The organism is Moorena sp. SIO2C4 (genome assembly GCF_010672485.1).
GTDB classification, from domain to species: domain Bacteria; phylum Cyanobacteriota; class Cyanobacteriia; order Cyanobacteriales; family Coleofasciculaceae; genus Moorena; species Moorena producens.
The window spans coordinates 1-14,800 of sequence record NZ_JAAHGN010000059.1 but is presented as its reverse complement, the minus strand read 5'-3'; the positions used below and the strand labels follow the sequence as shown (position 1 = coordinate 14,800).

The 14,800-nt window shown below is 43.0% G+C and carries 8 protein-coding genes; 4 read left to right on the top strand and 4 right to left on the bottom strand.

Features of this window, described 5'->3' with window-relative positions; translation table 11 throughout:
* The coding region (locus F6K20_RS05635; protein ID WP_287294039.1) for a tetratricopeptide repeat protein at nucleotides 1–2,126 on the top strand (2,126 nt) is incomplete at its 5' end.
* Nucleotides 2,127–2,351: 225 nt separating this feature from the next.
* Here F6K20_RS05635 and F6K20_RS05630 read toward each other — a convergent pair.
* Nucleotides 2,352–3,974, bottom strand: a complete 1,623-nt coding sequence (locus F6K20_RS05630; RefSeq protein ID WP_287251216.1) for a cation:proton antiporter — start codon at nucleotides 3,972–3,974, stop codon at nucleotides 2,352–2,354.
* Nucleotides 3,975–4,070: 96 nt separating this feature from the next.
* On the opposite strand from F6K20_RS05630, the gene F6K20_RS05625 reads away from it, so the two are divergent.
* Nucleotides 4,071–5,312 (top strand): tetratricopeptide repeat protein, encoded by a 1,242-nt coding sequence (locus F6K20_RS05625; RefSeq protein WP_008181133.1) that lies wholly within the window; start codon nucleotides 4,071–4,073, stop codon nucleotides 5,310–5,312.
* A gap of 119 nt (nucleotides 5,313–5,431) precedes the next feature.
* Here F6K20_RS05625 and F6K20_RS05620 read toward each other — a convergent pair whose 3' ends face one another.
* The gene (locus tag F6K20_RS05620) at nucleotides 5,432–6,409 is read right to left on the bottom strand and encodes a metal ABC transporter solute-binding protein, Zn/Mn family (RefSeq protein WP_008181130.1); all 978 of its coding nucleotides are present in this window, start codon (nucleotides 6,407–6,409) and stop codon (nucleotides 5,432–5,434) included.
* A 402-nt stretch (nucleotides 6,410–6,811) separates the two neighbouring features.
* Here F6K20_RS05620 and F6K20_RS05615 point away from each other — a divergent pair, with 402 nt between their 5' ends.
* On the top strand, nucleotides 6,812–7,630 hold the full coding sequence (locus F6K20_RS05615) for a metal ABC transporter ATP-binding protein (RefSeq protein WP_008181125.1): 819 nt from the start codon (nucleotides 6,812–6,814) through the stop codon (nucleotides 7,628–7,630).
* 152 nt (nucleotides 7,631–7,782) lie between these two features.
* Nucleotides 7,783–8,670 (top strand): metal ABC transporter permease, encoded by an 888-nt coding sequence (locus F6K20_RS05610; protein WP_008181123.1) that lies wholly within the window; start codon nucleotides 7,783–7,785, stop codon nucleotides 8,668–8,670.
* Between the two features lie 162 nt (nucleotides 8,671–8,832).
* Here F6K20_RS05610 and F6K20_RS05605 read toward each other — a convergent pair whose 3' ends face one another.
* The gene (locus F6K20_RS05605) at nucleotides 8,833–12,132 is read right to left on the bottom strand and encodes a lectin-like protein (protein WP_008181122.1); all 3,300 of its coding nucleotides are present in this window, start codon (nucleotides 12,130–12,132) and stop codon (nucleotides 8,833–8,835) included.
* A 250-nt stretch (nucleotides 12,133–12,382) separates the two neighbouring features.
* A complete protein-coding gene (locus F6K20_RS05600) occupies nucleotides 12,383–13,720 on the bottom strand; it encodes a calcium-binding protein (RefSeq protein ID WP_287294037.1) in 1,338 nt (445 codons plus the stop codon).
* Nucleotides 13,721–14,800 lie beyond the last annotated feature (1,080 nt).

The following is a 14,800-nucleotide window of genomic DNA, read 5'->3' as shown; positions in this document are numbered from 1 at the left end:
CCCAATCGAAGGAAGGGAGGTTAGGTCTAGCGATAGCGTATCAGCGAGCAGGGCGAGATGCAGATGCTTGGGCTGCTTATCAACAAGTCCTAGCCATCGACCCAAACAATAAAGAGGCTCTGGAAGTGGTAGGAGAATTGGGAGGTTATCGTCCTGAATGGCAGCCGGATGGGATTGAAGCCCTAACGACTTTATTAAACCTAAGTCCTAATGATACTGCTGCTCTTGCTCAGCGGGCTTTACTGCTGGGCTACCAAGGTCGTTTTCCGGAAGCCCTAGCTGATTATCAAATTGTGCTGGAGAGCAATCCTACACCAGAAATCATTCTTGGTGCTGCTCAAATCTATACCTATAGTGGTGACTATCAGCAAGGGCTGGAGCTATTTGATCGTTACCAAGCTAGCGGTAAGCCAATTCCGGGAAATGCAGCGGGAGCCTATGCTCTGGCTCTACGAGAAACTGGCAATCCTGCTCAGGCGGTAGAGGTACTGGAAGCCCAGCTCAATCAATTTTCCCAATTCTATGGCAATGATAGCTATCTACGGGCTGATTTAGCTAAAGCTTATCAAGCCTCTGGGCAACTCACAGAAGCTTTGTCTGTCCTAGAACCGTTGCGAGGGAGGGATGAAGCGGCTTTACCCTTAGCCCGGGCCCTTTCAGAAATTGGTCGTCGTGAGGGTCGCTCTGACCTAACCGAAGACGCGGTTACTCTCTACCGTCAGGTACTGGCCTCAACATCAAAGCCATCTTCTGCTTTAGTCAGGGAAGTGGCTGATGTGATGAGTGAGGTACCAACCCAGTGGGCATCAGCTCTAGAGCTTTATCAGCAGTTGACCGAGGAGCAGTCGAATAACCAAAGCTTGTTGGTGAAGTCGAATAACCAAAGCTTGTTGGTGAAGCAGATTATTCTAGAAAGTAAATTGGGTCAGTTATCCCGAACTCAACGGCGACAGCGGTTGCTTGAGATAACCCAAACCCTACCTAGTGAACCAGCTCAGCAGCGAGATTTAGCCCAAGCTTTGTTGCGTCTAGACCCTCCTGACCCAGAACTGCTGAGTGTTTACCAAGATTTGCTGGCTACAGGGGTAGATGTACCGTTTTTGAATTTCCGTGTTGCTCAGATTTTGATAAAGCAGAATCGACTAGCCCAGGCAATAAGTGCGATTGATAGTTACAGGGCAACCTCTACTGGTGAATCGGACCAGAGTACGGAATTATTGCTAGCAGAGATTGACCGTCGCCAGGGAAATCTCGATGCCACTATCCAGCGGTATCAGAGAATTATTCAGAGTAACCCAAATAATAATTTATTCTATGGTGCTTTGCGGGGGTTAGCGGGAATCCACATTGCCCAAGGTGATCCACAGAAAGCTCTGGTTATCTATGACCAGCTGCTATCTCGCGATCGCAATGATTTATTAGCCCAGCTGGGGCGCAGTAGTGTAGCATATCAAACTAAACGTATTGACCAAGAGGAAGCGGAAGGGGTACTCAATCAATGGCTACAGACTCAGCCTTCTATTGATCCACCGCCGGAATTGTTGAGTTTGGTGGGTGTTTTGCCTGCTGACCCAGAACGAGAAACCCTGTACATTACTCTACTAGAGGTCTCACCAGATAATGCTCCTGTACAATTGCGACGGCTACAGGTTTTAGCACAGCGAGACCCTAAGTTAGCTAAAGCTGAAATAGCTGAGTGGATTGCCGGTAATCCTGATAATATCGATGCCTACTTTGTGCAGGGAGAATTGGCTATGGGATTGAGGGATTTGCGATTAGCTAGCAATGCTTACGAAGAAATTTTAGAACGGGATCCTGATCAAATTGGTGCCTTACTAGCGTTGGCAGGGATTAGCTTTACTCAACAGCACTATGCTAAGGCAACGGGGTTTTATAAACAGATACTAGAACTGGAGCCCAAGAATTTATCGGCTCGCCAAAACTTGGCTGAATTAAGTGTTGCCCAAGATTTTCCGTTTACAGCCCTCCAACGGTTTGAAGGACTCAACTCGGAAGAGAAAGAGTCTACAGGGACAGCTAATCCTAAGCTCGATAATCGCATCCTGCGGCTGGAGGTTGATATTCTGAAACGACGAGGTTTTCAGCCTTATTGGGAGCGGTACTAATGTAAGTATTCAGCAGTCAGCCGTCAGGGCTCAGCTTATTTTATTCAAAATCACCGATTGCGCTACGCGCATTAGCTGATAGCTGATAGCTTAAGTACTAATACCCTGTCAATTTAGTTTTTATGGTTAGGGCAAGATGTTAGATTTTAGGTGTTAGATTTTAGGTGTTAAGTTTTAGTAATTAAAGCTTAGCACCTGATAGCGTTTCGAACACTACAATACTTGTTATTTGCTAGGATAAGTTACTTTGGTTCGTTCCAATTCTTCAACCAAAATTACTGGAATTGGACTGGTTTCTAACACTGCCTGAGATACGGAACCGACCAGCACTTGCTGCCAGGGTTGATGTCCCCGTTTTCCCATCACTATATCTGTTACTTGATGCTCTTGGGCTATGCGAACAATTTCTTCGGGAATCGAACCGGTTACGGTAATAAACTGATGCCGAATATCCAAGAGCAAGCGTTTGGTTTGGTTCTGTAACTGCTTGACTTCTGGCTGATTTGATGTTGTGATCACATGTAAAACAATAACTTCCCCATTACTTCGTCTTGCTAAATCTGCTACTTTAGTTAATACGTGGGTGGCTAAATTAGAGGTATCGACAGCGGCTAGTAGCAGAGTATGAGAGGCAACGGTTACTTTGGTGGGGTCTACAGGGTCTTGGGATAAGAGTTTAGGGGCAAAGGTGGGAATTGCCCAAGCCCCTAGAGGTGCAGTAATCAAAATTGAGAGGGCTGCGATCGCTAAAATTGTCTGACCTCCTTCTAGCCCTTGACTCAAGGGAATACCACCAATGGCTGCTTGTACTGTGGCTTTTGCGGAGTTTCCGGGTAACAAAAACAGTTTCTCTCGCCAAGTCCAATTACTCCCCAATGTGGAGAGATACCACCCGACCATCCTACCGATACATAAGCCAATGGCGAGGATTAAAATGCCAGGTAACAGGGTTGTTTCTAATACCCGCAGTTGGATACTAGCTCCCATCAAGACAAATAGAATAATCTCTGCTACTACCCACAGATGGTTAAATTCCACTCGCAAGCGTCGTGCTAAGGGAGGGTCTAATTGTATTAGGAAAAATCCCATTGCCATGGTAGCTAAATAGCCAGAAAAGTATGGCAGACTTTTAGCTAACACTACTAATAATAAGGCAATTGCTGCGGTAATTAAGGTATCTTGGACGATAGTCTCGGTCCAATTTTGTTTGGTTAATAGGAAAATAATTAACTGAGCAGCGATATATCCAATTAAGACACCAAGGGCGACCTGGATTAGAACTTGCAGGGGCAGGAATTGGATAGCATTACTGTTGATCGTTCCTTGTGCCAAGAAATTCACCATCAAACTAAAGAGTAGCAATACTAGGACATCGGATAAGGCACTCCCAGTTAGAATCACATCCGGTATCCCTTTAGCTACGCCCCAGCCTAAACTTTTGAGTCGCAGCATTCCTGGCACAATCACGGCGGGGGATTCTGCTCCGACTACACAACCTAGGAGTAATCCAGTGGGAAAATCGAAATTAAACAGTATTATCGCAGCAACAGCTACTGCGATCGCTTCGGTGATGGCGGGCAAAAAGCCTAACCTTAGCGCAACAGTTCCTTGCTCCAGGAGTTTCTCGAGATCCAATCCCAGTCCTGCCCGCATTAAAATGACCATAACTGCGAAGGTGCGTAGGTCATCAGCAATAACTAGGACTTGTGGTGCGATCGCATCCCCCACTTCTGGTCCGATCACGATACCCACCACAATCATGCCAATCAAAGGAGGTGCTCCCAAGCGACGGGCAAGTTGACCCCCAAAAAAGCCCATCAATAAGATCCAAATTGTACTGCCTAGCATCCGAAATGTTCGTGCTCGTATATAAAATGTAATTACTTGTCGCTCAATTATAAAAACACAGTTGATTCGGATTGGCAACACTTGATATGAGTTGTTATGAAAATCAAGCCTAACCTTGCTATTACTTTGGCTACTTTACTGCTATCAGTTGAGGGGGCAATTGCTCAACCTAATTCATCATTTCCTAACGCTACACCACCAACTCCACTACTGTCGAACCAAGAACGGGAGGAAGTGGAAAGGTTAATTAATGATCATCTAGAGAAAAGTTACACAATTCGCAATCATATCCAATCGGAAGTTCATCGAACCTTTGACTGGACGATTAACCTGCTCAACCTTTTAATTACAGTACTAATCGCCATCCCTATTGTTACTAGTCTGGCAGTGCTCTTGCTACGTCGTAGCATCATCAACCAATTAGTGTCTGAGACGCAAAAGCAATTCCAAGAAGAAGCTGAACAAAAAATAAAAGAGCAAATTGATGCTGAAGTCACTACGGAATTAAAACGACAAGTTGAAGCTTTTAAGCAGGAGCTGGAAACGCTGAAATCTGATTTTGTTTCTCAACTCCAGCATCTAGTTGTGGCTGCTCAACATGAGAAAGAGCAGATTTTTAACGAAATTTCTCGAATTACTCCGTCGATTATCCAAGAAGAATTTGTTGCTCCAGAAGTCCAACAAAAACTGGAAGAGCTAACTAAACAGCTGGAGTCGTTAAAGTCTGCTAATCCCCAGCTATACTTAACAGTTGATGACTATATCAATCAAGGACACGCTCTGTGGATTGAAAATCGCTATCAAGATGCGATCGCATCCTATGAAAAAGCGCTTCAGCTCCAGCCAGATTCCGATGTGGCTTGGTCAGGAAAAGGCCAAGCCCTGCAGAGATTAAAGCGATATGAGGAATCCCTCGCTGCCCATGCCGAGGCGATTAAAATTAATCCGAACAACTTTAGGAGTTGGTTTGGACAAGGTTATACTCTCAGATACATGGAACAGTATGAAGAAGCACTGATTTCCTATGATCAGGTGATTCAGCTCAACCCAGATTTTCATCATGCTTGGAACCATAGAGCCTATGCCTTGATCAAACTTGGTCGCTATCAAGAAGCCTGGGACAGTTTGGAAAGAGTACGGCAGCTAAAATCAAATTCATCTAATCTTTACTACAATGAAGCTTGTTATTATGTTTTAAACGGTGAGATTGACTCAGCAATTGCCAGTTTAGAACAAGCGATGAGTTTGAATGATAGACTTAAGTCTATCATTAATATTGATGCGGATTTTGACATGATTAAAGACGAGCAACGGTTCCAAAACCTAATTAATCCATAGATCTGACCATTGTATTTATCTCTTCGTCTACCTTTGCTGGCATCTAGAGAGCAGGTAGCTAAATGATTAAAAACTCAAACAAGTCTCTGGCAATTAGTCAAGTACATTAGTCAAGTACATTACTCAACTGGATTAAACGTTTGATAGTTCCCTCCTAAGCCTTCAACAACTGTGTGAGTATTAGTGATTAACATTTTGATGTAAGTATCAGCTTCACTACCCGGTACACCTAAGGAATCAGAGTATAATTCTTCTGGCGCTAATTTCACCCCAGCTTCCTGAGCCACAGTCTTGATCAAAGCTGGGTTAATCGTGGTTTCCGCAAAAATCACTGGAACCCCAATTTTTTTGATAGCGTCTGCCAAACCCTTGACAGTCTGAGCACTGGGTTTTTCCTCAGTATTCATGCCAATTAAGGTTCCAGCCACTGGTATGCCATAGGCACGAGCATAATATTGAAAAGCATCATGAGTTGTGACTAGGTAGCGGTGCTTCTGAGGAATAGTTTGAATCTGCTGGATAATCCAAGCATCAAGCGTTTTCAATTCAGCAGTTAGCTGTGCTGCATTCTTGGTAAATTCTTCCTTGTCCTCCGGTGAGAGTTCAATCAACTGATCCCGAATGGCATTCACCATTGCGATCGCATTTTTAGCATCCCCCCAAACATGAGGATCCGGTTCCGTCTTGCCTTCGTGTTCAAAATTCAAGGGTGACACCACTTCCGCAACTGCAAAGGTCTTGACCTTAACCCCAGCAGACTTAATCAGCTTAATCAGTGCTGGTTCCAGATTGTAGCCATTGTATAAAATCAGATTAGCTTGTTCCAACGCTATAGTATCGGCTGGGACTGGCTCATAGACATGGGGATCTGCTCCCGGTTTTAGGATACCCGTCAGTTCAATTTCATCTGCTCCTACTTGTTTCGTCCAGTGGGTAATGATAGTGCTAGTGGTAACTACATTCGGCTTATCATCGCCATCAATACCACTCTGCTTTGTTCCGGTGGTATCACACCCACTTATCCAGACTCCTAAAATGATTACTACTGTCAGCCACCATTGGCGCTTTCTACTGTAGGACTTAGTAATTACTCTCATCGGCTTAATCGTTATCTTTTGATCAGAACTTACGCACCAATACCGGGCGTTGCTGATTCTGGGTATGATTCCGCCCCCCTAGCCCCCCAATTCTGGGGGGAACAAAACTCTGAAAGTCCCCCCCGGTGCGCTTTCCAATGGGCGAGTAAATCGCCCTTGGGTCGCACCGCAAAGTTGGGGGATTTAGGGGGCTTGACCAAAACCAGACGATCGCGCATTCATACTTCAATTCAGCAACGCCCAATACCGCACTACCTCGCTGCATCGCTATCAATCAAAGGCTGAAATCGGTGTAATTTTGCTAAGAAACTAGGTTTGCAGCATAAGTCTTATCATATTCTTTTCATATTTCATGGTAAACTATTTTCATATTTGTTTAATTTTTTGTTTCCGGAACCCTCTATGCCAGATGCTGCCTCGGTTCATCACCTTGCTTCTCCCAAGAGGAAACACCAAGCTGGATATAGCAATCTGTCCCAGACAGGAACCATTACCCTGAGGCAACTGGGTGTACACTACCGCCTAGTAGAAGCACTCAGGGATATCAACTGTGAGATCAAACCAGGACGATTAACTGGAATTATTGGTCCGAATGGTGCTGGGAAAAGTACTTTGATCAAAGCCATGCTGGGGTTAGTTCCCACTGCCACAGGCAAAGCTATGTATCAGGGAAAACCGTTGATAGAACAGTTAGAAAAGGTGGCTTATATGCCACAGCGGACGCAAATTGACTGGACTTATCCCGCTACTGTCTGGGATGTTGTGCTAATGGGTAGAGTCCGGAAAACAGGATGGTTTCGTCGCTTTTCCACGGTATCCCGGCGGATTGCAGCGGATGCCATCGAACAAGTTGCCATGGGGGATTACCGCAATCGTCCCATTGGACAGCTATCGGGAGGACAGCAGCAGCGCGTTTTTCTCGCTAAAGCATTAGCTGAACAAGCAGATATATTATGTTTTGATGAACCGATGGCTGGTATTGACAAAAAAACTGAAGCTGTAATTTTTACTATCCTCCATCAACTCGCCGATGCCGGAAAAATTGTGCTGGTAGTTCACCATGATTTGGGAGAAGCGATCACTCATTTTGATGATTTGATTTTGTTGAATCGGGAGTTAATTGCTAGTGGCTCTAGGCAAGAGGTATTGAGTGCAGCTAATATGCAACAGGCTTATGGTGGTCAAGTCGTTTTTTGGTTAGATCCAGTTGCTGTAAAGTGAAATAAGGCAAAAGGCAAAAGGCAAAAGGCAAAAGCTGATTTATGATAGCACAAAAAAATCCTTCCATCCCTGTTTCCTACTGTTCCCTATTCCCTGTTCCCTGTTCCCTTTTTATCTCAATCTTATGTTTACATTTAACCTAAAAATGCTATATGTTAGAGGTTTTAATTGAGCCGTTGCACTATGGGTTTATGCAGCGATCGCTAATTACTGCGGTGTTAGTGGGCATCGTTTGTGCCGCAGTTGGTAGCTACCTAATGGTACAGCGACTTGCGTTACTCGGAGATGCTATCAGTCATTCTGTACTACCGGGATTAGCGATCGCATTTATGATCGGTGCTGACATTTTTGTGGGAGCCTTTATTGCTGGGGTGGTTAGCACTGTGGTGATTACTTGGATCCGGACGCGATCGCAAATTAAAGAAGATGCCGCCATGGGGATTGTGTTTTCCGCTTTCTTTGCCCTAGGCATCACTTTAATTACGGTGATGCAGAAAGATAACAAAATTGACCTCAATCACTTCCTATTCGGCAATATTCTGAGTGTCACCAATGAAGAAGTCATCAATACAGCCATTATCACCGCGATTGTACTATCAATCATTCTCCTGCTGTACAAAGAATTAATGTATTATACCTTTGATCCCTTAGGGGCAAAAGCAGCAGGTTTACCAACTAACTTGCTGAACTTTGGTCTGATGATCTTGATTGCCTTGACCATTGTCGCTAGCCTCAAAGGAGTTGGAGTGATCTTGGTGCTAGCGATGTTAATCACACCAGGAGCAACAGCTTACTTATTAGTCCATCGGTTGCACCAGATGATGATTTTGGGTTCAGCCCTTGGGGTAGTAGCTAGTATTACTGGTATGTACCTGAGTTATTTTTTTAATCTGCCTTCTGGACCAGCAATTGTTTTAGTAGCTTTTGGTTTATTTATGCTGGCATTTTTGTTTAGTCCCAGTCAGGGAGTTTTAACTCATCCGAATACTCAGTTAGGACAATCACAAATTTGGCAAGAAATTAAGCGGTTGTGGCGTTGATATAGCATTTTTAGTTCAGTTGTGAACATAGTCTACCTTGAGAAATGCAAAAGGCAAGAGGCAATAGGCAATAGGCAATAGGCAATAGGCAATAGGCTAGAGAATATAAAACCATTATCCTCTCTAGCTTAACACCAAATTTATGGAGATGTCTAATGTATCCTATACAATCAGGATATCAGTATTCGTTAAGGCAGTTTTGTTAGAGAAATTCGCAACTTGTACAGCACCTAGTGTACCTGAACCGTCAGCATCGAATGATAGTAATCCTGATGAACGATCATAGATGAATCTGTCATTTGTATCTAAGGCGGCAGCACCTAAAACAAATTGACCCACATCTAAAATTCCTTGAACAAGACCACTGCCGAAGCCACTAGCCGAAATTTGTAGTTTATCCCCCTGCTGACTGACAAAGTCGCTAATGTAATCTATCCCTTCAGTAGGGATATTCAAGACAAACTTATCTGCACCAGCACCTCCAGAGAGGACATCATTTCCAGTACCCCCATTTAAAAGGTCATCACCGGCACCACCATAGATACGATCATTGCCAGCACCACCATACAAACTATCATTCCCTGCAATTTCTTGTATAACTGACGGTAATTCGATTATACCATGTAAATAAACTTTATTAGGATAATTTTGGGCACCAACCCAAAACCAGGTTTGCTCCCAGTTTTGATTAAACCAACTCACCAAAACTGCATAATCTTCATCATCAGTGTAATTGTTAGGTTCACCGAATGCCCAGTTACGATAGGTTGAAGTTTCACCACTAATCCATTGCCATTGACCTTCAGTAGTATGATCTGTCAAGCCTATCCAAAACAATTGATTAGCTTCAAATCGATTAGCTTCAACATTAAATCCATCGTAATTAAATCCAAAGGTGGTGTTTAGCCAGTTTTGTTCCACTTCATCGTTAATTGTAACTAAGTTACCACCAAGGCGTTGAGCTTCTGCTTGGGTATTGAACCAGGTGCCCGGTTGGCTCAACAAATAAGAGTGTCCATTTCTGGTGACGAGATAGTCGCCGTAAACAATATCATTACCATCACCACCATTGACGGTATCATGACCTCGACCACCCCAAATATTGTTACTGGCACTGTTGCCTTGAATAACATTATTGAGATTGTTACCGTAGCCATTGATAGGATTTGTCCCATCGAGCTCTAGATTTTCCAAATTATCGCCAAGGTGATAGGTAATGGAGGTGTAAACTTTATCAATACCTTGACCTGCATATTCAACTATGGTATCACCCATACTATCAACATCAAGAACATATTGATCATCACCAAAACCTCCCTTCATGCGATCTCTACCGCTTTCACCCTTTAACAAGTCATTACCAAAACCACCATAGAGGTTATCATTACCATAAGACCCATACAACTGGTCATCACCACCACCACCATAGATACGGTCATTGCCTGCACCACCATTTAAAATATCACTTTCACCTATTTCTGGTGATACTGAAGGAATTTCAATAATACCTCGCAAATGTTGGTTGGGATAATTTTGAAGGTCATTCCAACCCTGATTGCCCCAACCCATCACTGCATAATCTTCACCATCGGGAATTGAGGAACTACGATAATCGTTAGGTTCACCGGGAAACCAGTTACGATAGGTTGAGGTTTCACCACTAACCCATTGCCATTGACCTTCTATAGTACGATCGCTCAGACCGATCCAAAACACTTCATTAGTTCCAAAGGTTGTGTTTAGCCAGCTTTGTTCCGTGGCGTTGTTAATCGTAACTAAGTTACCACCAAGGCGTTGAGCTTCTGCTTGGGTAGAGAGCCAAGTTCCTGGTAGGCTAAATAGATATTGTCCAGTGCTGGCAATGATATAATCACCGTAAATAATATCATCACCATCACCACCATTGACAGTATCTAGGCCAAGACCACCCCAAATATTGTTATTACCACTGTTGCCATTAATGACATTATTTAAATTGTTACCATAACCATTGATAGAATTTGTACCTGTCAGGTTTAGGTATTCTAAATGAGCACTAAGACCATAAGTCGTTGAAGCGTAAACTATGTCAATACCTTGGTTAGCATATTCAAATACGTGATCACCTGAACTATCAACAGTATAGGTATCATTACCAGAGCCTCCGTACATGTAATCATTACCAATTCCACCGTATAAGTAGTCATGACCTGAACTACCGCTGAGAATATCACTACCACTATCGCCACTAAGTGTATCATTGCCTGTACCACCGTGTAACTGATCGCGACCAGTTCCACCTCTTAAAAAATCATTACCTGAGCTACCACTCAGGTAGTCATTACCAGTATTACCATCAAGACTATCATTACCTGTACCACCATATAACTCATCGCGACCAGTTCCACCAATTAAAGAATCATTACCTGCTTCACCAAATAGGGAGTCACTACCACCATTACCATAAAGACTATCATTACCGTTACCACCTTTCAGATGATTAGCACTAAAATTACCAATAATAGTGTCGCTAGTCAAACTACCAATAACATTCTCAATTACAACCCCATAGGCAATTGAGGTTCCATAACGAGTGGTCTTATACCGCAATGAACTGGTATTGTTTGTGTTATCTATCGGTTGATAGGTGATTGATTTATAAGCATGCTGAGAGGTAAGTATACCTCCTCCTCTTATGTCAAAATAATATCCAGAAGATCTACTTATATTAAAAATAACTGGGCCAAGTTTAGAAAAATCTAAAGTATCAACTCCACCACTATCCCAAATAGACAACTTCATAGGTAGTTTTTCACTACCACGACGAGCTAAACCATTATCGTAAGAATAACCATTGACACTGTCAAACCTATAATAAGTGTTACCTGAATTAAAATTATTACTCCCGTAAATGTATTGTACAGCCCTGATGTCATAAGGCATTGGTGTGGCTGCATAGTCACCGACATCGTTATAAGACATCACAGTATTTGTGTTATTGTCTTTATAGTACGGTAAAAAGGGCGAACTACCTTTTCCGGTGTCACCGTTGTAGTCACCTGGATGCTTTAATCCAAGTGCGTGTCCAATTTCATGTAGTGCCACGTCGAGAAACCTATGACCTCTGCCAGTAGCAGAATCTTTTCCAAGCTTAATATTTACATGGTCTAGTTTATCTGACCTCCAACTCCTAGGCTTCCACCATTTTCGTGCGTTTTTTTGACTTGCTACTCCACTGATTCCACTTTGTCCAGAAAAACGTAGATTTCCTTTGTTTGATACTTCACGAAATGTAATATTAGCGACTTCACTCCATCTTGTCAGGGCTTCTCTCACCATTGATCTTTCACTCAAATCAAGCCCATCACTTCCAGTTGAGTAATTAATACTGTAAGTTAGAGAAACTGGTTTACCTGTATCAACCCAATAATCATCATCCAACAAAGCATCAATATCGTTATTTCCAGAACGCTTAACACCCATAATATTTTCCCTGATCAATCTGAGGTTGTATCTGAAAACTGCTGTGTTTTTCAGGCTCTAATGGAAAATTAAATTAAATCTGCTATTTTGCCACAAAAGGGCAGATTTTTGTAATTTTTCTTAACAAAAGCCCTGGGCACACCAACCCTGATCAAAAATGCGCCTGAGTTAACTCAGACGCACTATGCTAATCAAATCATGATTTTATGCTCCGGCAAGCTTTGCTTTACCAAAGCCTTGCAGAAAAACCCTAGACAAACACCTCAGAGAGATTATCAATGAGAGTAGTAGCTTGAGTGAAACGCACCACAGCCAAGAGGTCTCCCCCGCTCGAGATTTCGGCACCATTAGCACCATCAACGATGCTCAGCTGATCACTATCGCCAGCATCAAAGGTAGTCAGACCAAGCTGGAAGTTATTGATGGTATCAAAGCCATTGCCGCTTTCGAGGACAATTAGATCCTCACCACCCCCTAGCCACAGGGTGTCGTTACCACTGCCACTATTAATGAAATCATTGCCAGAGCCAGAATAGATGATGTCATCACCAGCATCACCAAAGATTTCATTATTACCCTCACTGGCGAAAATGGTATCGTTACCGCTACCACCACGAATCACATCCAGCTGTGAACCACCGTAGATCAGGTCATTACCATCACCCCCAAGAAGGGTATTAATTCCCTCACTACCAAAGATTGTGTCATTGCCAGCCAAACCCTCAATCTGATCGTTTTCGACAGTGCCGAACAGGGTATCATCGTTTGATGTTCCTGAAATCAGAGTGTCGTCAATATCTAAGTTGATGTTGAGATCAATCAAGCCTGTGGTGGAGGAAAAGCCATCAACAGCAATTTGGTAGGTTGTACCAGCGCTAACGGTAAATTGAACTGCGCTTTGGAAAGTCATGCTATCATCATCATTACTGGCAATCTCTGTTAAGCTGTTAACTGCTGAACCGGTGTAGACTGCTAGGGTAGTGTCGTAGTTACTCCCAAAAGTATCAATGGTCACGATACCATCAGCGGCAGCTGTCCAAGACCACCAACCAGAATTTAACGGGCTGCTAACTTCTGCATGATCCGGCTCACCTGGCTCCCCAGTGAAACCCAGACTATTGCCTGTGGTACTAACTGATGTACCGTTTAACGATATCCGGTCGGCAAAGTTATCATTAGAAACCATTGATGTTCCCTCATCTAAGTTGATGTTGAGATCAATCAAGCCTGTGTTGGAAAAAAAGCCATCAACAGCAATTTGGTAGGTTGTACCAGCGCTAACGGTAAATCGAACTGCGCTTTGCAAAGTCATGCCATTATCATCATTACTGGCAATTTCAGTTAAGCTGTTAACTGCTGAACCGGTATAGACTGCTAGGCTAGTGTCGTAGTTACTCCCAAAAGTATCAATGGTCACGATACCATCAGCGGCAGCTGTCCAAGACCACCAAGCAGAATTTAACGGGCTGCTAATGCCTGCATGATCCGGCTCACCTAGCTCCCCAGTGAAACTCACGTTAGTGCCTGTGGTATTAACTGATGTACCGTTTAACAATACCCGGTCGGCAAAGTTATCATTAGAAACCATTGATGTTTGCTCCGTAATTAATGAATTGTCAGTTGTTATGTAATGCACACCTGGGTAGTATCTGAGGTTGTATCTGAAAACTACAGTAGTTTTCAGCCTCTAATAGTTAAGTTAATCAAGTTAAATTTGACCTTTTTGTGAAAAAAGGTAAGCATTCAGCTCAGGCAAGGGCTGATATATAGTCAGCGTAGATGCGCCTAAGGCGTTAGCTGATAGCTGAATGTTTCAATTTATAGATTCAGAATAAGCGAAAAAATTGCTATTGATTATAAAATCAGCATAATTATACGTATCGATTAGTTAAAGATGTTGTGAAATAAATTTACTTCACTTAGATAATTTATAAAAAGCTTTAATTGGATGATCATTCATGTCCTTTAAAGCATTTACAGCGTTTTGCCATTCGGTCAGGTACAAATTATTGAGGTGCGACCCGTGGCGAATTAAATTCGCCAACGGAAAGCGCACCTAAGGTTTTAGGGAGCAGGGAGCAGGTAAGAGTTCAGAGGGGAAAAGGAAAAAATCCTGTGTACCTGAGGTGAGACCCGTGGCGAATTTAATTATTAATTCTTCGAGCACATCTGAGAGTTATTAAAAATGCTGTATCTATCCCTTTTGCCTCTTGCCTCTTGCCTTTTGCCTTGTCTTCACCCACGGTTTATGAGACTTATCCAATAGGTCTAATATATAATTACAGCGCGATGAAAGAAGCTATCTAAGTAATTTTTTTTTCTTTGTTGGAGTTTTCTTTAAACAATTTACGTCAGCTGTCAGCCGTCAGCTTAACATAAATCTCTTTAGGGATAATTTAATGTTGAGAGATTAATGAAAATGTAAGCTAATGCGCTACTTGAGGTGCTACTTGATGTGCCATAAGCTGTCACTCCTCAGCCGACTTAACTCAGATTAAACTAATGCTTACCTCTTTTATTAAAAACCTATTCGCGTAGCGTGTGCGTAGCGCATTAGCTGATAGCACCTCAAGTAGCGTGGGCGTAGCGCATTAGCTGACGAATTTCCGGTTTTTCATGAATGGGCAAGTAAATAGGTGATGCTTGCCAAGCTGGCACCAGCCATGAG

Bases quoted from the DNA above. Each gene is read 5' to 3' on its own strand.
- F6K20_RS05630 (WP_287251216.1), bottom strand. From the start codon at position 3,974: ATGCTAGGCAGTACAATTTGGATCTTATTGATGGGCTTTTTTGGGGGT.
- F6K20_RS05605 (WP_008181122.1), bottom strand. From the start codon at position 12,132: ATGGGTGTTAAGCGTTCTGGAAATAACGATATTGATGCTTTGTTGGAT.
- F6K20_RS05615 (WP_008181125.1), top strand. From the start codon at position 6,812: ATGCCAGATGCTGCCTCGGTTCATCACCTTGCTTCTCCCAAGAGGAAA.
- F6K20_RS05620 (WP_008181130.1), bottom strand. From the start codon at position 6,409: ATGAGAGTAATTACTAAGTCCTACAGTAGAAAGCGCCAATGGTGGCTG.
- F6K20_RS05625 (WP_008181133.1), top strand. From the start codon at position 4,071: ATGAAAATCAAGCCTAACCTTGCTATTACTTTGGCTACTTTACTGCTA.
- F6K20_RS05600 (WP_287294037.1), bottom strand. From the start codon at position 13,720: ATGGTTTCTAATGATAACTTTGCCGACCGGGTATTGTTAAACGGTACA.
- F6K20_RS05610 (WP_008181123.1), top strand. From the start codon at position 7,783: ATGTTAGAGGTTTTAATTGAGCCGTTGCACTATGGGTTTATGCAGCGA.